Below are 17,444 nucleotides of genomic sequence, written 5' to 3' on the forward strand. Positions count from 1 at the left end.
GAATCCATTTTATGCTGTCATTTTATGAGCTTTATAGCTTTTATAAGTACGGCTGAAACGAAAGGTAAGCATAAGCACCACTACAATCATACCCAGCACAATCCAGAAAGCTGGAGTCATATTCCCTTTAAATACGGTCTGGTAAAACAACCCTCCGAAAGAGCCCCCCAGCAATGGCCCAACAATCGGCACCCAGGCATATTTCCAGTTCGATGTTCCTTTACCGGGAATCGGCAGCAACCAATGCACAAGACGCGGGCCCAAATCTCTAGCCGGATTAATAGCATAACCTGTAGTCCCGCCGAAGGACAAGCCGATGCTGACAACCAGAAAACCCACAATGAGTGGATTCAGTCCCTCAGCGAAGGAGTTGCCACCGAATGACTGTAAAGCAAGAACAAAGATGAAAGTACCTATCATTTCACTAAGCACGTTGGCAAACGGATGATCAATAGCCGGTCCTGTAGCAAATACACTGAGTTTGGTTGCTGTGTCCTCCGTCTCTTTCCAGTGGGGCAAATAATGCAAAACCACAATTACGGCACCCGCCATGGCCCCAAGAAGCTGAGCTGCAATATAGCCCGGAACATCCCTCCACGAAAAAGCTCCCTGAAATGCAAGCGCCAGCGTCACCGCCGGATTCAAGTGTGCTCCGCTGATCTGACCAACTGCATATACTGCAACGGCGACCGCGAGCCCCCACCCCAATCCGATCACAATCCAGCCAGAGCCGTGGGCAAAGGATTTTTTCAGGGACACCCCTGCGCACACTCCGCCACCTAGGGCAATAAGGATCATCGTCCCTATGAATTCGGCTGCGTATGGCGACATACAACCTACCTCCTCAATAGATCAACTGATTTCCAATCGCTTTCACCGCGCACAAAAAAAGAAAAGCCATCACAAACCACCCCCTGTGCTCTAACATGGGATGTCTGCGTGGCTCTCTTGTCTCCGTCACGATTATTAACTTAAATTTGATATTATATAAGCATGTAAGCGATGTCAACTGCGGATTTACGTTTTTCCATGTACTAAAATAATCATTGACCATGTCAGACTCCCCGATTTATGATGTAAAAAAATGGGCAAACCAGTCTTTGGGCATACGACCAGGCTCATAGTTATGAGCTAGAAAGCGAAAGGAAAGAGATCCGCTTTGCGGTTCTTTTTTGTTGTCCGGTAAGGATTTCAGGATGGTACGACGCTCCCAAACTCGACGAAGAAGGGAAGAATGTTATGCTGAAATTTCTGCAAAAAATCGGCAAGTCGTTAATGCTTCCAGTAGCCACACTACCCGCCGCAGGGATTTTACAAGGATTGGCTCTGATTAACTATGAAACGGATATACCGCTTGGTCCCGAAGTGGGCGGATTTCTGAATCATTATGTCACTCCTTTTCTGAACGAGGGGGCGGGTGCCATCTTCGGCAATCTGGCGTTAATTTTCGCCATCGGTGTTGCCATTGGCCTGGCCGGGGATGCTGTAGCCGCATTATCAGCAGTCATTGCCTACATGGTGCTGACCCGCATTTTGGCAGCAGTACCGGGCATATTTGCATATATCCCGGATGACGTCAAGCTAGACATGGGGGTACTGGGTGGTATTTTTATTGGCGGATGGTCTGCTTTTCTGTTCAAAAAATATCACAACATCCAGCTTCCGGATTGGCTCGGTTTCTTCTCGGGCAAACGTTTCGTCCCTATGATCACGGCCTTCACGACCATGATTCTGGCCATTCTGCTCGGTATGATCTGGAGTCCAATACAAGATGGGATTGCAGCCTTTGGCAACTGGATTGTCGGCTTTGGCGGAATCGGGTCGATGGTATTCATGATCGCTAATCGGCTGCTGATCCCGCTCGGTTTGCATCATGTATTGAACTCTATTGCGTGGTTTCAAATCGGTGATTACACCAATGCAGCAGGCGAGGTCGTTCATGGTGACCTGACGCGTTTCTTCGCGGGCGATAAATCGGCAGGTATGTTTATGTCCGGCTTCTTCCCCATTATGATGTTCGCTCTGCCTGCGGCTGCCCTCGCGTTTATTCATACGGCCAAACCGGAAAAACGTAAGGCGGTCGCCTCCATCTTCATCGGTTCTGCGCTGGCATCATTCCTGACCGGAATTACCGAGCCCCTCGAATTTTCCTTTATGTTCGTTGCACCGTTGCTTTACGGCATCCATGCACTGCTCACAGGTCTGAGTGGCCTGATCATGTACCTACTGGATGTCAAACTCGGCTTTTCTTTTTCGGCAGGACTCATCGACTATCTGGTCAATATGAAGCTCTCCACCCACCCATTGCGAATGATCCTGGTCGGGCTTGCTTTTGCCGTCGTATATTACTTCCTATTCCGATTCATCATTCTCAAATTCAACCTAAAAACCCCTGGGCGTGAAGACGATGCAGAAGACAGCCTCCTGCCTGACACTAACGAACCCAAACCCAATGAAAAGGCGGGTGCCGCATCCGACAGTCAGTTCAGTCATGCAGGCAAGGTGCTGACCTATCTCGGCGGTTCAGACAATATCCAAAGCATCGATGCGTGCATCACACGGCTGCGTCTCGTCGTCAAAGACGACAAAGCGGTTAACGACCAAGCTCTCAAGCAGCTCGGAGCGTCGGGAGTCATCAGGCTTGGCAGCGGTACGGTACAGGTTATTTTCGGTACGCGATCCGAAATTCTGAAAGACGAAATACAACGGTTGATGTAGTAATCCGCCCCCTGAACTTAGGCACGTGTGATCTTCATGTAAGAGACGCATGTGCTTTTTTTAGTGGGAATACGTTTCAATTTTTTTGTTTTTGGTTAAGGCATATGCACATAAACGGATAACAGATTCATATGATGGAGCTAAACCATTCACAACTTGTTCAGCAGGTAGACCATCTCAGACAGCAAGGAGGGAAATGACGTGAAGACAGTACGATGGCTGGTGTTATGTCTTGCTTTCCTCACTATGATTAGTGGTTGTAGCGGTCCTCTGTCCTCTGAAAGTCATTCATCTGAAAGCAATTTGCCAAACCACAAAAAGATAACGCTTACATTATGGTACTGGAACCGTTCTATTGACGATGAACTACTCACACGTGCCGAAAAGCAGTTTCCCGACATTGAATTGAACACCCAAAAAATCGGCGGTGATTTCAAGGCCAAGCTCAAGACGACTCTGGCGGCCCATTCCGGTGAACCGGACATCGTAGCTTTGAACGACTGGATGGTAGAGTTATTTCCTAGTGCGGATCGTTTTTATGATTTGAGAACACTGGGAGCAGATCAATTCAAGGATCAATATTTGGAGTGGAAATGGAATCAGGGCATCACCCCTGATGACAAAATGATTGCCTTTCCCATGGACACAGGCCCTACCGCCCTCTTCTATCGTAGCGATCTCTTTGAACAAGCGGGTCTGCCCAGTGATCCTGCAAAGGTCAGTGCCACGATTCGCACATGGGACGACTATATGACCGCCGGAGAACAGCTTCGGCAAAAGGTCGGAAGCCGTTCGTTTTTAGCTGACAATATTGTAAACGTTTACAATCAGATGCTTGCCCAAAATACGGACCTGTACTTCAAGCCGGACGGCAGCTACATTGGTAATCAATCTCCTCATATCCGTTTGGGCTGGCAAACCGCCGTGGCTTTTCACAAGAAGCATCTACTCGCCAATGCGGATGGCTGGACCCCCGAATGGAATGCTTCGGTCAATAACGGAAAAGTTGCCTCTTTTGTAGGTGCAATCTGGATGAAGCAAGTTCTCACGGAGGCCGCGCCGGATACTGCGGGCAAGTGGAGAGTCGCCCGTGCCCCTGGAGGGGACGGCAATTTAGGTGGATCTTTCATTTCCATCCTCAAATCCAGCAAACACCCCAAAGAAGCCTTTGAAGTCCTGACCTGGCTGCAAAACCCGGAACACCAGCTGGAAGCCTACCAAAAAATAGGGCTGTTCCCGTCCACTCCCGGTGTCTATGACGATCCTGCCATGGAGATACCCGAACCTTTCTTTGGCGGTCAGGCCACCGGACTGATCTTTGCCGCCTCCGCACGTAATGTCAAAAGCAGCTATTTCGGCGAGCGCTATCCTGTCATTCACGGCATTGTGACCCGTCGCCTTGCCAATGTCGCCAAGCAGGATGCCGATCCCGATGCACTATGGACGGAAACGCAGGATCGCATCGAACGGGAATTACAGCGGTAAAAAATCAAAAATTTAAAAAGGCGTGTGGTTAATATGCTGAGAGAAATATGGAAGCACCGTGCCGTATATGCCGCAATCTCGCCGTTTTACCTGCTGTTTGGCATCTTCGGCTTGTTTCCGATCGGCTTTTCATTATATCTGGCGTTTCACAAATGGGATGGCATCGGAGACATGACCTATAACGGCTGGGGTAACTTTCGCTACCTTGTGACAGATAACGAATTTTGGCAGGCTGTGGGCAATACCTTTGCGATCTGGGTGTATTCAACGATTCCGATGCTATTTTTTGCACTGATTATTGCCTTCCTGCTTTATGCACCTTTTGTCAAAATGCGTACCCTGTGGCGGGTCGGATTTTTTCTGCCGAACGTGACATCCATTGTGGCTGTTGCCATCATCTTTGGCGCTTTATTTGCCAATAATTTCGGATTTCTCAATTACCTGCTGCAACTCCTGGGCTTGCCTACGATTCAGTGGCTTAATGTGCCGTGGGGGATCCAAATCGCCATTTCCTCCATGGTCGTATGGAGATGGACCGGCTACAACGCGATCATCTATCTGGCTGGACTCCAGAGTATTCCTCATGTGCTGTATGAGGCTGCGAAAATGGATGGGGCAACCGGAGCGCAAGCCTTCTTTCGCATCACGATTCCCATGCTGCGTCCGGTCATCCTGTTTACTGTGATTACATCCACCATCGGCGGAATGCAGTTGTTCACCGAGCCGCAGGTACTGGTCGGTAATGACGGCGGCGCCGGAGCAAGTGGCATGACCATTGTGTTGTATCTGTACCGTGAATCGTTCGTCAACAATTATTTTGGATATGGTGCAGCCGTCGGATGGGGGATGTTCCTCATTATTGCTCTGTTCTCCATCGTGAACTGGAAGCTCGTACAAGGTAAAAAATAACGGCAGAAAGGGGGTTCTACAACATGATGCAGGCACGTGTAAAATCCGTTATTTTATATACCGGGCTGTTGGCGGGAATGATTCTGTCGATGTTTCCTTTTTACTGGCTTATCGTCATGGCTACCCGTACAACTTCGGACATCTATCGTTTTCCACCCCAGTTATGGTTTGGAAGCCACTTCTGGAGCAATGTGACGAGAGTGTTGCAGCAGATTGATTTTGCCGGAGCTTTTTTTAATACGCTTTTTGTAGCCAGCTCCGTTACCCTATTGGTGCTGTTTTTCGATTCACTGGCCGGGTTTGCATTCGCCAAGTTTGATTTTCCGGGCAAAAAAGCATTATTCATCATCCTGCTGGCTACGATGATGGTCCCTTCCCAACTGTCGCTTGTCCCCTCCTTTGTCATGATGGCCGCCTTTGGATGGGTGGGCACGTTCAAAGCGCTGATCATTCCGGGGATGGTGAATGCCTTCGGCATCTTCTGGATACGCCAATATGCAGAGGAATCCATTCCAAAGGAGTTGCTGGATGCAGGACGGATGGACGGATGCAGCTTTTTTCGGCTGTATTGGAATGTAGCGCTCCCAATTCTACGTCCTGCGTTCGCTTTTCTCGGCGCATTCACCTTCATAGGAGCATGGAATGATTATTTATGGCCGTTAATCGTATTAACCGATGAGCGCAAATTTACGCTCCAGATTGCGCTGTCCCAGTTAAACGGTATTTACAATACGGATTATGCGATGGTCATTGCTGGTACCCTGTTGGCTGTACTGCCACTTATCATTTTATTTCTTTTCATTAGCCGCCAGTTTATTTCCGATCTTGCAGCTGGAGCGGTCAAAGATTAAAGTCACACATCTATAGAGCGCCAGCCAGTTTTATCCTGCTCTAAAACGCAAAAAGGGAGTTTCCTCCCAGCCTGTAATGGCTAAGGGACACTCCCTTTCGTTATCCTTGCAAATAATCTTGCAGATTCAATATTCTTAAATTCGGATTCTCGGACTTTACGAGCTGACAGTTTGTCCTTTTTCTTCTATTTCTATGACTGCACCTGCACTGGCACCTGCAAGTATTCCCTTTTTCTTGTTAGGATACAAGGAATCCATATAGGTACGGGTTTCTGCAACGACAATGCCTGACAAGCCAAGCAATGCAATCAAGTTCGGAAAGGCCATCATCGCGTTAAAAATATCTGCCAGCAGCCAGATGGCGTCGAGCTTTATGAACGCGCCTCCGGCAACCAGTGCGATGAACAGATAACGGTATGGTTTAATCCATTTGACACCCAATAAGTATTCAACACAGCGTTCTCCATAGTAGTTCCAGCCAAGCATCGTGGTGAACGCGAACATAATCAGAATGATTGTGAGCAGTTCCGCACCAAGCGGGAATGCGCTGGAGAAAGCTTGCTGCGTCATCAAGCCCGCATCGGTAGGACCGCTCCATACACCGCTAACCAGCAGCGTCAGCCCGGTCATCACGCAAATAATCATCGTATCTATAAAGACGCCTGTCATGGAAATCAACCCCTGCTCCGCAGGCCATTTGGTTTTGGCGGCTGCGGCTGCAATTGGTGCGCTTCCCAATCCGGCCTCATTGGCAAAAATCCCTCTGGCTACCCCGCTGCGCATCGCCAGCATAATTGTAGCCCCGGCAAATCCACCCGTCGCAGACGTCGTCGAAAACGCCGAATGCAGCACAAGCGCGAGTGCGGCAGGAATCTGATCGGCGAACCGAATCAGTACGATCATACAGATCAACACGTACAAGCCTGTTTTGAAAGGGACAACTTTGGTCGATACCTTGGCAATGCTCTTGAGCCCTCCAATGGTAACGAGTCCCGTAAGGGTAGCAATAATCAATGCTGTTACAATCGGCGGAACACCAAAGCTGTTTTCAGTTGAGGATACAATCGCTTTGACCTGAGGAAATGTTCCAATCCCGAACAGCGCCACCAGCATCCCGGAAAAAGCAAACAGCATCGCCAACGGTTTAAAGCGGCGTCCAAGCCCTTTTTCAATATAATACATCGGGCCGCCGGAAAATTGTCCATTCCGATCCTTCACCCGATATTTTACCGCAAGCACACCTTCCGCATATTTCGTCGCCATCCCGAAAAAGGCTGCAACAACCATCCAGAACAGGGCACCCGGTCCGCCCAGTTTTATCGCTGTCGCGACGCCGACAATACTTCCTGTACCTACTGTAGCCGCCAGCGCCGTACTCAGGGCCGCAAAGCTGCTGACATCCCCGCTACCTTCATTTGGGGCCTTGCCAATCAGTTTGATCGCCAGAGGCAGGCGGAAAACCTGCAACATTTTCAAACGTATGGTCAGCCACAGACCTGTTCCCATGACGAGAATGATCAGAGGGGCCCCCCATATCCAACTGCTAATCGTTTCTAACACATGTACCAAATTCATTTCAACCCGCTCCTCCAGCATATTAAAAAACAAAAAAGAGTCAAATCCGCTGATTCGACTCCTGGAGAGGTTAAAGGCACGAGAAAATACAACCATCTTGTGCAGGATTCAACCACTACAGCTCATAAAAAAGCCTAGGGCATCCCCTGTCACAGGTTATTCGCGTCTCTGTCCTTTTGCCTGAGAGTTTAAGCAGATGATATCTGCGGTGCACCTTCGGCGCCCAATTAAGGGTCTCTCCAGAGTTCTGTCCGTTTACGGTCCCGCTTGTTGCTGTAATCAGCCCAAGCACCTGAGAGTTTTGCCCCTTCGGTCGGAACTTACGTTCCATCTCCCGCAAACATCAACCAGACATATGAAATTGTTTCTTATTATACAGAAAAATTTCAACTTTTTACAAGTGAAAAATTTGTGAAGTTGTTTCGTTTTTTAGGACGAGCCTATAAAATAGGGGTGGGCTTGGCCGAATTCATCCTCATGATGTTCTCTGCCACACCCGCCCCGAGGCGATATTCAGTTAACTTGGATTACAGTTCTTCGCCGTTAGTGGCAATTACATTTTTGTACCAGTCAAAAGAATCCTTCTTGGAGCGCTTCAGTGTTCCGTTACCGTCATCGTCCAGATCAACATAAATAAATCCGTAACGCTTGGACATTTCGGAAGTAGACATGCTCACAAGGTCGATAGGCCCCCAACTGGTGTAACCAATCAAATCCACACCGTCCGCAATCGCTTCCTTCATTTGGGCAATATGCTGGCGCAAATAATCAATGCGATACGTGTCGTGAATGGAGCCGTCTTCTTCCACCTTGTCATATGCACCCAAGCCGTTTTCCACGATGAACAGCGGCTTTTGATAGCGGTCATATAATGTGTTCAGCGTAACACGCAGGCCGATCGGATCAATCTGCCAGCCCCAGTCAGAGGATTGTAAATACGGATTTTTAACGCCGCCAATCAGGTTCCCCGCTGCCTTCTCGCCTTCCGGACCTGCTGAGACAGTCAAGGTCATATAATAGCTGAATGAGATGTAATCGACCGTGTTGTTTTTCAGAATTTCGGCATCGCCGGGTTCTGTGTGCAAAACAATATTATTCTCTTCAAAATAACGGTTCATATAATTTGAATATTCCCCACGGGCATGTACATCCGTAAAGAACAGATTCATTTGGTTTTCATGCTGACTTTTCAGCACGTCCTCCGGGTTACACGTATGTGCATAGCTTTCCATACGAGCCAGCATACAGCCGATTTGAGAGCCAGGAATAATCTCATGGCCTCGTTTTGTTGCTAATGCGCTCGCCACAAACTGGTGATGCAGGGCTTGGTAGATCGCTTGCTGCTTGTTATCTACACGGTCAATGACCACACCGCCACCTGTGAACGGACTCATCGTCATCACATTGATTTCATTAAAAGTCAGCCAGTATTTCACTTTATCCTTATAACGTGTAAACACAGTTTCAGCATAATTTACGTAGTGCTGTATCACTTCACGACCCAGCCAGCCATTATATTTCTGTGTAAGACCTAGCGGTGTTTCGTAATGGGACAATGTCACCAGTGGCTCTATCCCATACTTGCGCAGCTCGTCAAATACATTATCGTAGAATTGCAAGCCTGCTTCATTCGGCTCGGCATCATATCCATTCGGGAAAATCCGCGACCAGTGGATGGACATGCGGAATACCTTAAAGCCCATTTCCGCAAATAATGCGATATCTTCTTTGTAATGATGGAAAAAGTCTACACCTTCGCGCTTTGGAAAACGGGCATTTACCTTACCAGACAAAATATCCTCGAGTCGCTCGGACGAAATCTCTATAGCATGATCGTTTGTGCGCTCTGCTTTGGGTACATAGGCGATCACGTCCGCACTGGACAATCCTTTTCCATCTACATCAAAAGCGCCTTCCAATTGGTTAGCTGCGGTTGCCCCGCCCCACAGAAAGTTTTTCGGAAATCCTTTTAATATCTTAGTCATGGTATGAGAGCCTCTTTTCTTATTGGATATGTTAACACTTGTAAGTATTCCATAACGTCCTGAATGCACCAGCCTTTACCATCCTCGTTGTAAGCACCTTCACATGAGTTGGCAGCTACTAGAACTTATAATACATCCCCTCCTTACTTTAGTTATTTTTGTCCATCTTCAAAATAAATGCCATTTTGATGGCGCAGTTCATTGCTGATCTTCTGAACCTCTATGCTCAATGACTTCAATTCTTCATAGCGGTCTTTGCCCTTTTCTGCAATGATCCGATAAAATTCCTGAGCCTCGTAAAATACTTCGATTGTCAGCAAAATGTCCTCGTCCTTAACCAGTTTGGGTGTGCCGTGCACATCACTTTTTTGTCCGGGTTTGTCCGGGTAATACAATATAGTTTCATTGTAAGCATCAGCGCCATGAGGAGTACAAATAGACTTGATGTCATATCCGACTTGCCCCGGTCTGCCAAGTAAGGCGACTTAGCTTTACCATATCGCAAGTATCGCCAGAATAATACCACAACATAAGGAGCGTTTTTTTGAAATGCATCGACAGATGCTATAAAATAGACATAATGCCCTCATAAGCATCCTAACCGTTGTAACGCGTTTCATGTCAAATATTTTTTCATATGTGAGGAGAAGCAGCATGTCGAATCTTGATCAAATTGCCAAACTGGCGGGCTTTTCCAAAGCTACGGTATCCAGAGTGTTAAACAAGTCCCCCCATGTGAGCCAGGAGACGAGAAGCAAGATTTTAAAAATCATGCAGGAGCTAGATTACGTTCCCAACCGGAACGCCATTTCCTTATCCAAGGGTCAGACCCTTCAAATTGGCATCATCACTCCAACCATTAATGAAATTGTTCTCGCATTTCTGAATAGCTTTGTAGAGGTGGCAGGCCAGTACGAATTTCAAACGATTATTTATACTTCGGAAGAAGACAAGAAGAAAGAGCTTCAGGCCTTCGAAGATTTGAAAAGAAAAAGAGTTGATGCGCTGGTCATCATTTCCTGTGTAAATGATACCGATTTGTTAAGCACTTATTGCAAGTATGGCCCGATCGTGTCGTGGCAACGAATGGATCATACCGATATTCGTTCCGTCGCCATGGATCAGTACGAAGGATACATGCTAGCGCTAAAACACTTGATACAAAAAGGCTATACTCGTATAGCCAATGCCTTTGGCCGCCCGAGCAGCATCAACACCCACAGCAGACAACGAGCCTATACGTATATCATGGAGCAGCATAATCTTCCTATATTGCAGCATTGGAATCAATCTTCCATCTATAACATCCGTGACGGTGAGCAGGTGGTGCGCGATTTGTTACAGTATCGGGACGAATTCCCACAGGCTATTCTGTGCTCCAATGATTATGTGGCGGTTGGTGTTCTCTGCGAAGCCCGCAGACAACTGCTGAGCGTACCAGAAGATCTGGCGATTGTCGGGTTTGATAACACGGAGCTTTCGCATACTATGGGCATTACAACCGTTCAGAATCCAATTAAGGCTCAAGCGCAAAATGCCTTTTACATGCTTTCCCCTCAGCTCATAGGTCACCAAATGGAGCTGCATTCCCTGCAATACAGCCTCATTGAACGCACGACTACATAGAGTACCGCTTAACTGAGGGGCTAGGCGAAAGGACCTGTGTTTGTAATGTTTTTTGTCGAATAAGAATAAAATATGTTGAAATCGCTTTTTTTTGTGCTACAATAGCACTATATAAAGGATTGTGACCGGTGATGCGGGCAATGCCTGAGTTCAATTGAGTGCTATTGCTAACAATAGTATTGAATTGTGCTTGGGCATTTTTTATTGGTAAAGGATGGAAGGGGGAACTTCAATGATTATTGAGAAGGTGCTCAATAACAACGTCCTGTTGACTAAAAATGATAAAGGCAAAGAGGTCATCGTGATGGGAAGAGGCATTTCCTTCAAAAAGGTGGCTGGCGACCACGTCGATGATGATAAAATAGATAAGATTTTCATGTTAAATGAAAACGAGTTCACGGCCAGACTTACCGAGCTGCTAAACGATATTCCCGTATCTCATCTGGAGGTCGTGAATGAAATCGTAAAGCATGCAACGGAAGTACTGGATACAGAATTAAGCGACAATATTTATTTGACGTTGACTGATCATATTCATTTTGCCGTACAACGGCAGGAAAAAGGACTGGCACTTCAAAACGCGATGCTGTATGAAATTAAGCGTTTCTACAAAAAAGAATTTGAAGTTGGGCTGGACGCTCTGCAAAAAATCGAAAACACGCTTGGAGTAACGCTGGGCGAAGATGAAGCAGGATTTATCGCATTGCATATGGTGAATGCTCGGATCGACGGTAACGAAATGAAGTCTACGCTGAAAATGACCGAGATTGTTCAGCATATATTGAATATTATTACGTATCATTACGGTATTGTGCTGGACGAGTCCTCTTTTAGCTATTCGAGATTTTTGACGCATTTGCAATATTTTGCGATGCGGGTGATTCGTAAAGAGGTCATTCACAGCGGGGAAGAATTTTTGTACAACCAGGTAAAGCAGACGTATACCGAAGCTTTCGCTTGTGCGCAAAAGATCAATGAGTATCTGGAAAAAACATACGATCAATATTTAAGCAAGGATGAATATGTGTATCTGACCATTCATATTCATCGAGTGACCGAGCGAAATAATATCGCGGAATAACATTGCTAAGTAACAAGTCGAATCATAGATCTGGCTAAAAACTTCATACCTTCATCGTTCATGGATTGTGACTGGTAAGGCAGGCAAAACCTAAACTGATGGTGAAATCGGCGTTCCTCTATGGAGAGGGTGCGTTGTTTTTACCACGAGTTTAGGTTTTTCTTGTTTACAAGGTTAAAAAGATGCACGCCGGCGCATCTTACCAACATGAAACAGAAAATCCTATCCATAACAAGAATAACCCATAAGGAGTTCTGAACATGAGCGATAAAGAGCTATCCAAAAAAATAGTGACCCTCGTTGGCGGCGAAGAGAATGTCAATTCGGTATTCCATTGCGCTACACGCTTGAGATTTAAATTAAATGATCGTACAAAAGCAGACAAAGCTGCATTGGAAGCAACGCCCGGTGTCATTACGGTGGTGGAAAGCAGTGGCCAGTTTCAAGTTGTTATCGGCAATAATGTAGGTCAAGTATTTGAGCATATGATGGCAGATACGAATTTGCAGGATGCCGAAAATGCAGGTGAGCCAAAGGAAGAGTCTTCCGAAAAAACGAACTTTCTTGGTAAAGCCGTCGATATCATTTCCAGCATTTTTTCTCCTCTCTTGGGCGCTCTTGCCGGAGCTGGTTTACTCAAAGGGATTCTGGCATTAATTTTGTCACTCCATTGGATTAATGATAAAAGCGGTACGTATCTGCTCCTAAGCGCTGCTTCGGACAGCGTATTTTATTTCCTGCCCGTATTTCTGGCTGTTACATCGTCCCGTAAATTTAAGACCAATACTTTTGTATCGGTAGCCATTGCTGGAGCTCTGGTCTATCCGGCTGTTATAACGGCGGTGAGCAACCCAGAAAGATTGGCGTTTTTAGGTATTCCGATCATTCTGATTAATTACAGTTCCAGTGTCATTCCAATTATTCTCGCGGTCTGGGTTCAGTCCTATGTGGAACGCTGGTTCAATTCCTTTATCCATCAATCGGTTAAAAATATTATCGTTCCGATGCTGGTTCTGCTCGTCGTTATTCCGTTGACATTCCTGGCCTTTGGTCCAATAGGTAACATGATCAGTCAAGGCTTGGCGAACGGTTTTACATGGGTATACAATTTAAGTCCATTGATCGCCGGGGCTGTTGCCGGGGCATTCTGGCAAGTATTTGTTATCTTCGGTGTACATTGGGGCTTCGTTCCGGTCATGCTGTCAAATATTGCAACATTGGGTTATGACACGATGCTTCCGATGCTTACAGCAGCCGTACTGGCTCAAGCCGGCGCAACATTGGGGGTATTCCTAAAATCCCGAAATACTCAAATGAAGGCTTTGGCCGGGTCCTCTACGCTGGCGGCTGTTTTTGGGATTACAGAACCAACGATTTATGGTGTAACTTTGAAATTGAAAAAGCCATTTATTTATGCTTGTATTTCCGGTGGTATTGGCGGGGCTATTATTGCTTCCGGCGGAGCAACTGCAAAAGCCTTCTCCCTGCCTAGTTTGCTGGCATTGCCTACTTATTTTGGAACTGGGTTCTTGTGGCTTGTCATCGGCCTGCTCGTTGCCTTTGTACTCGCAGCTGTACTGGTTATGATTCTGGGCTTTGATGATCCAAAAGAAGAAACTGTCAAAGCAGCACCAACACCAGAAAAGAAAGAAACTGTGATTGAGAAGGAAATTCTCGTAAGTCCGCTGCAAGGTAAAGTGCTGCCACTCGAAGAATCTTCTGATGTCGCTTTTGCCTCAGGGGCTATGGGTAAAGGAATTCTGATTGAACCTACAGAGGGCGTACTGACTTCTCCTGTGGACGGAACAATTACGACAGTATTCCCGACCGGACATGCTATCGGTATTACTTCCAATGACGGAGCAGAAATTCTAATCCACGTTGGCGTGAATACGGTAAAGCTGAAAGGACAATTTTTTGACAAACGTGTGAAGGAAGGCGACGTGGTTACACAGGGACAGCTGTTGCTCGAATTTGACATTGAACAAATTCAAGCTGCAGGTTACCCGACAGCTACGCCGATCATCGTGACGAATTCTGCTCAGTATCTGGATGTTCTGAAAACAACTGAATCTGAAGTGAAACGACAAGACTACCTGATGACGGTGGTTGTCTAACTTCCATTAAACCTTAATAAAACCAGCTAATACTGCTCAAAAAAGAAGCTTTCCGAATGGAAAGCTTCTTTTTTTATACAAAGTGAGACAAGTATTACAGCGAAAAATGGAAATATCATTTATGGTATGTACAAGATTGTTAAATAAAGGAGGATTTCTGTGAAAAAAGGATATATTGTCGGTTTAAGCGTGATTGCACTGCTCGTCATTGCTATCGCTATTTCGGCTGTGTTCAAGTTTCAGGATCTGGAGCAGGTTGTTCAGCAAAAAGACAAAGAGATTCAAGCGAGTAAAAGCAATTATCCCGAAATATACGACCATTTGAATGCGGTTACAGTTGATGGTTTTAAGAACCTGATCCAGCAGGATCAAAGTGTGTTTGTCTATGTTGGCAGACCCAGTTGCGGTGACTGCAACCGCTTTGAGCCTAACTTTAATAAGATGATCGAGCAGTATGATCTAGGCTCCAAAATCACTTTTTTAAATGTTCACAAAATTCATAAGGACAAGCCTCAATGGAATAAATTCAAAGAAGAATACAACGTAAAGTATACCCCCACCATTGCGGAATTCAGACATGGCAAGCTGGTGGATAAGGTGGAATGGACACCTGAAAGAGACCTCAGTACGGATGTGGTAAAAGAGTGGCTGATTTCCAAGAAACTGATTTTATAAGCATCATCCTATACCATGCCTTATGGACAAGCTCCCATGCAGAAAAAGGTATTCACGCGTTCACCGCATGGATACCTTTTTTGGGAATTTTCAGATGATTTAAGGTTACTAAGAAAAACAGTTCCTAACTTTCCTTCACTACCTTATAATAGCACCGTCCGTACCGGCTGAGTCCTATTATTATGGATTTACTTCATACGATAGCCAGTGTTAGATGGAGTCGGGAAATTCGTATCTGATAATATCCGTTTCTGACACAATATGCCCAATTTGAGATTCGATGAACTCCAAATCCCCCTCGATAGCACCTATATAATGCTTCGTACCCGGCTCTACGACGATAACCTCACCGGGGTTGACCGTTTGCATTATTCCATCGATACAGACGCTTCCCACCCCGGACACAATAGTCCAAACCTCTTTACGGAATTGATGCTCATGATAACTGATGAATCTTCCAGCAGAGATGACTACCCGTTTGGTGACTGTCTGTAAGCCGCTGGTCGCTTGTTGGTGGGACAATACCGTCTGTTTCCCCCAAAAGCGCTCCTCAAAGCGAGGGCCAATCTCAATTTCCGCCACCATATCCTTAATCCCTGTGGACGACTGTCGGTCGGTGACCAGCACGCCATCCGGTCCGGCAACGACGATGATGTCCGGGACATTCCAGATGCTAACCGGAATCTCCAGTTCATTAATAATATGCGAATCATGAGAAGCTTCCGAAATATAGCCCGGGCCGCTCAGCTCCGAACTCCTTTCCCGCACCAGCGAATCCCACGTTCCTAAATCCCTCCACTCCCCATGATACGGAAGCACTGAAAGCTGACGGGTCTGTTCCACCACCGCAATATCGAAGCTTGTTTTGGGCATTTCTTCATAATTTGTCGAAAGAGATGCATAGTCCGATGATAGCCCCTTTTGCTCCAGCATGTCCAATAAAAAACCAAGCCTGAAAGCAAACACACCGCAATTCCATAGTGCTCCTTCCCGGATCAGCGCCTCCGAACGGATCAGATCCGGCTTTTCCACAAATGAGCTAACCCTGAGATACGGCTGATTGGGGGAGGGAGATGACGAAGGAACAATATAGCCATATTTGTCAGAAGGCTCCGTTGGAACAGCTCCCATGAGTGCGATGTCACTCCCAGATTGCTCCAATATAGATGGAAGCCTGCGTAAATGGTCGAAAAACTCATCCCCCGCATATCCGTCCACTGGCATGACCCCTACAATCTCGTCGCGCGACGCACCTGCCCGGTCATGTAAGTAGGCCGCAGCCAAAGAAATGGCTGGAAATGTATCCCGTCGAGTAGGCTCCTCAATTATTACAGCCTCCGCCCCAATTTGCCCGCGGATCAGCTCACCTTGAGTTCCACTCGTTGAAAAATAGGCCTTCCCTGCCAAATTTGCTTCAGATAATTGCCGCCAAATCCGTTGCAGCATGCTTTCAGGTCGTTCGTCATGACGCAGAATCGTAAGAAACTGCTTAGGGCGACTCTCATTGGACAAAGGCCAGAGACGTTTACCAGAACCTCCAGATAATAAAATCATTCGCATTTGTGCAACCTTCTTCCTTGAAATTAATAAATACGTGCCATCTGACACTGTTCGTTTTTCATAAATTTGCCGATTACATAAGTATGCATAAATCGAAATTTATACATGATTTACAACATGTATTTGTATATTTGTTTGTACAGGAGCTGTCAGTTATGTCCATTAAAATACTTATCATTGAAGATGAAAAAAGTTTAGCAGATATGATCGCACTTCATCTTCAGGAAGAAGGTTATCATACCGAACTTATTTACGATTCCAAACAAGCACTGCCGACACTTATGCGTTTTAAGCCTGATATTATTGTGACCGATCTTATGTTTTCCGGTATGGTCGAATACGCACTGATCGGTCAGCTCCGTCAATATACGACGGTGCCTGTGCTGGTGATCTCCAACAATACCCTTTTGAATATAAGAATTAAAGCATTGGATGACGGGGCGGATGACTTTTTATGCAAACCATTCAACCTGAGAGAGCTAAACGCCCGTATCAAAGCCTTACTGCGCCGCTGTGGCCGCAACATCCCTGCCGAGTCTCAAGCCGTAACCAAAAAGCTCAAAAAAGTGCGGGTCTGGGTGAATGATTATCGTCACAGCCTGTTGGTCGATGACCGGGAGGTTGAAGTGACTCAAATCGAATTTTCCATTATAAAAGAGCTATCCTGCTATCCGGGCAAAGTCTTTACCCGCAGTGAGCTGATGGACCGGATTAAAGGCGGAGACGGTGCCTATCTTGACCGCACGATTGACGTACATATCTCCAGTCTCCGCAAAAAAATCGAACGTGATCCCAAAAATCCCCAGCACATCCGTACAGTTTGGGGCCGGGGGTACAAATACGAGATGTAGCCATGCCGTCT

Annotated in this window: 14 protein-coding genes and 2 riboswitches; of the genes, 9 read left to right on the forward strand and 5 right to left on the reverse strand. The window is 46.4% G+C overall.

The genetic code is table 11. From position 1 onward, the window contains the following. Positions 1-9: 9 nt before the first annotated feature. Positions 10-831, reverse strand: coding sequence for an MIP/aquaporin family protein (locus HPL003_RS00305; RefSeq protein ID WP_014277623.1), 822 nt, complete (start codon positions 829-831; stop codon positions 10-12). 408 nt (positions 832-1,239) lie between these two features. Here HPL003_RS00305 and HPL003_RS00315 point away from each other — a divergent pair, with 408 nt between their 5' ends. The 4 genes from HPL003_RS00315 (at position 1,240) to HPL003_RS00330 (ending at position 5,963) form a co-directional block, all read left to right on the forward strand. Next, complete coding sequence (locus HPL003_RS00315) at positions 1,240-2,718, forward strand: PTS transporter subunit EIIC (protein WP_014277624.1); 1,479 nt, start codon at positions 1,240-1,242, stop codon at positions 2,716-2,718. Between the two features lie 201 nt (positions 2,719-2,919). Further along, on the forward strand, positions 2,920-4,203 hold the full coding sequence (locus tag HPL003_RS00320) for an ABC transporter substrate-binding protein (protein ID WP_014277625.1): 1,284 nt from the start codon (positions 2,920-2,922) through the stop codon (positions 4,201-4,203). A 33-nt stretch (positions 4,204-4,236) separates the two neighbouring features. Beyond that, positions 4,237-5,112 (forward strand): carbohydrate ABC transporter permease, encoded by an 876-nt coding sequence (locus HPL003_RS00325; RefSeq protein WP_014277626.1) that lies wholly within the window; start codon positions 4,237-4,239, stop codon positions 5,110-5,112. A gap of 23 nt (positions 5,113-5,135) precedes the next feature. Further along, positions 5,136-5,963: a carbohydrate ABC transporter permease gene (locus tag HPL003_RS00330; protein ID WP_014277627.1), complete on the forward strand. Its 828-nt coding sequence runs from the start codon at positions 5,136-5,138 to the stop codon at positions 5,961-5,963. Between the two features lie 156 nt (positions 5,964-6,119). On the opposite strand, the gene HPL003_RS00335 is transcribed toward HPL003_RS00330, so the two are convergent. The 3 genes from HPL003_RS00335 to HPL003_RS28275 all read right to left on the reverse strand — a co-directional run bounded on the left by HPL003_RS00335 (position 6,120) and on the right by HPL003_RS28275 (position 9,843). Next, on the reverse strand, positions 6,120-7,538 hold the full coding sequence (locus HPL003_RS00335; RefSeq protein WP_014277628.1) for an alanine/glycine:cation symporter family protein: 1,419 nt from the start codon (positions 7,536-7,538) through the stop codon (positions 6,120-6,122). A 158-nt stretch (positions 7,539-7,696) separates the two neighbouring features. Further along, positions 7,697-7,791, reverse strand: a riboswitch (glycine riboswitch). Between the two features lie 17 nt (positions 7,792-7,808). After that, positions 7,809-7,885: riboswitch (glycine riboswitch) on the reverse strand. A gap of 180 nt (positions 7,886-8,065) precedes the next feature. After that, the gene (locus HPL003_RS00340) at positions 8,066-9,523 is read right to left on the reverse strand and encodes a glycoside hydrolase family 1 protein (RefSeq protein ID WP_014277629.1); all 1,458 of its coding nucleotides are present in this window, start codon (positions 9,521-9,523) and stop codon (positions 8,066-8,068) included. A 152-nt stretch (positions 9,524-9,675) separates the two neighbouring features. Further along, positions 9,676-9,843, reverse strand: a complete 168-nt coding sequence (locus tag HPL003_RS28275) for a hypothetical protein (RefSeq protein WP_238533429.1) — start codon at positions 9,841-9,843, stop codon at positions 9,676-9,678. A gap of 334 nt (positions 9,844-10,177) precedes the next feature. Between HPL003_RS28275 and HPL003_RS00350 the strand changes: the two genes are divergently transcribed. The 4 genes from HPL003_RS00350 to HPL003_RS00365 all read left to right on the forward strand — a co-directional run bounded on the left by HPL003_RS00350 (position 10,178) and on the right by HPL003_RS00365 (position 15,022). Continuing rightward, positions 10,178-11,149, forward strand: a complete 972-nt coding sequence (locus HPL003_RS00350) for a LacI family DNA-binding transcriptional regulator (protein ID WP_014277631.1) — start codon at positions 10,178-10,180, stop codon at positions 11,147-11,149. A gap of 232 nt (positions 11,150-11,381) precedes the next feature. Then, on the forward strand, positions 11,382-12,230 hold the full coding sequence (licT, locus tag HPL003_RS00355) for a BglG family transcription antiterminator LicT (RefSeq protein WP_014277632.1): 849 nt from the start codon (positions 11,382-11,384) through the stop codon (positions 12,228-12,230). Between the two features lie 260 nt (positions 12,231-12,490). Then, positions 12,491-14,347: a beta-glucoside-specific PTS transporter subunit IIABC gene (locus HPL003_RS00360; protein ID WP_014277633.1), complete on the forward strand. Its 1,857-nt coding sequence runs from the start codon at positions 12,491-12,493 to the stop codon at positions 14,345-14,347. Positions 14,348-14,506: 159 nt separating this feature from the next. Further along, positions 14,507-15,022 (forward strand): thioredoxin family protein, encoded by a 516-nt coding sequence (locus HPL003_RS00365; RefSeq protein ID WP_014277634.1) that lies wholly within the window; start codon positions 14,507-14,509, stop codon positions 15,020-15,022. A 210-nt stretch (positions 15,023-15,232) separates the two neighbouring features. Here the strand turns inward: HPL003_RS00365 and HPL003_RS00370 are convergent, their stop codons facing one another. Continuing rightward, entirely contained in the window at positions 15,233-16,582 is a 1,350-nt protein-coding gene (locus HPL003_RS00370; protein ID WP_014277635.1) for a sugar phosphate nucleotidyltransferase, read from the reverse strand. Between the two features lie 155 nt (positions 16,583-16,737). Here HPL003_RS00370 and HPL003_RS00375 point away from each other — a divergent pair, with 155 nt between their 5' ends. Beyond that, positions 16,738-17,433 carry a response regulator transcription factor gene (locus HPL003_RS00375; protein WP_014277636.1) on the forward strand — a complete coding sequence of 232 codons (696 nt, stop codon included), beginning with the start codon at positions 16,738-16,740 and terminating at the stop codon, positions 17,431-17,433. The last annotated feature ends 11 nt before the right edge of the window (positions 17,434-17,444 follow it).

It is taken from the genome of Paenibacillus terrae HPL-003, assembly GCF_000235585.1.
In the GTDB taxonomy this organism is placed as follows: Bacteria; Bacillota; Bacilli; order Paenibacillales; family Paenibacillaceae; genus Paenibacillus; species Paenibacillus terrae_B.

Coding starts and splice junctions, on each gene's coding strand:
- HPL003_RS00305 (WP_014277623.1), bottom strand. CDS start 831: ATGTCGCCATACGCAGCCGAATTCATAGGGACGATGATCCTTATTGCC.
- HPL003_RS00315 (WP_014277624.1), top strand. CDS start 1,240: ATGCTGAAATTTCTGCAAAAAATCGGCAAGTCGTTAATGCTTCCAGTA.
- HPL003_RS00325 (WP_014277626.1), top strand. CDS start 4,237: ATGCTGAGAGAAATATGGAAGCACCGTGCCGTATATGCCGCAATCTCG.
- HPL003_RS00330 (WP_014277627.1), top strand. CDS start 5,136: ATGATGCAGGCACGTGTAAAATCCGTTATTTTATATACCGGGCTGTTG.
- HPL003_RS00335 (WP_014277628.1), bottom strand. CDS start 7,538: ATGAATTTGGTACATGTGTTAGAAACGATTAGCAGTTGGATATGGGGG.
- HPL003_RS00340 (WP_014277629.1), bottom strand. CDS start 9,523: ATGACTAAGATATTAAAAGGATTTCCGAAAAACTTTCTGTGGGGCGGG.
- HPL003_RS00350 (WP_014277631.1), top strand. CDS start 10,178: ATGTCGAATCTTGATCAAATTGCCAAACTGGCGGGCTTTTCCAAAGCT.
- licT (WP_014277632.1), top strand. CDS start 11,382: ATGATTATTGAGAAGGTGCTCAATAACAACGTCCTGTTGACTAAAAAT.
- HPL003_RS00360 (WP_014277633.1), top strand. CDS start 12,491: ATGAGCGATAAAGAGCTATCCAAAAAAATAGTGACCCTCGTTGGCGGC.
- HPL003_RS00370 (WP_014277635.1), bottom strand. CDS start 16,582: ATGCGAATGATTTTATTATCTGGAGGTTCTGGTAAACGTCTCTGGCCT.
- HPL003_RS00375 (WP_014277636.1), top strand. CDS start 16,738: ATGTCCATTAAAATACTTATCATTGAAGATGAAAAAAGTTTAGCAGAT.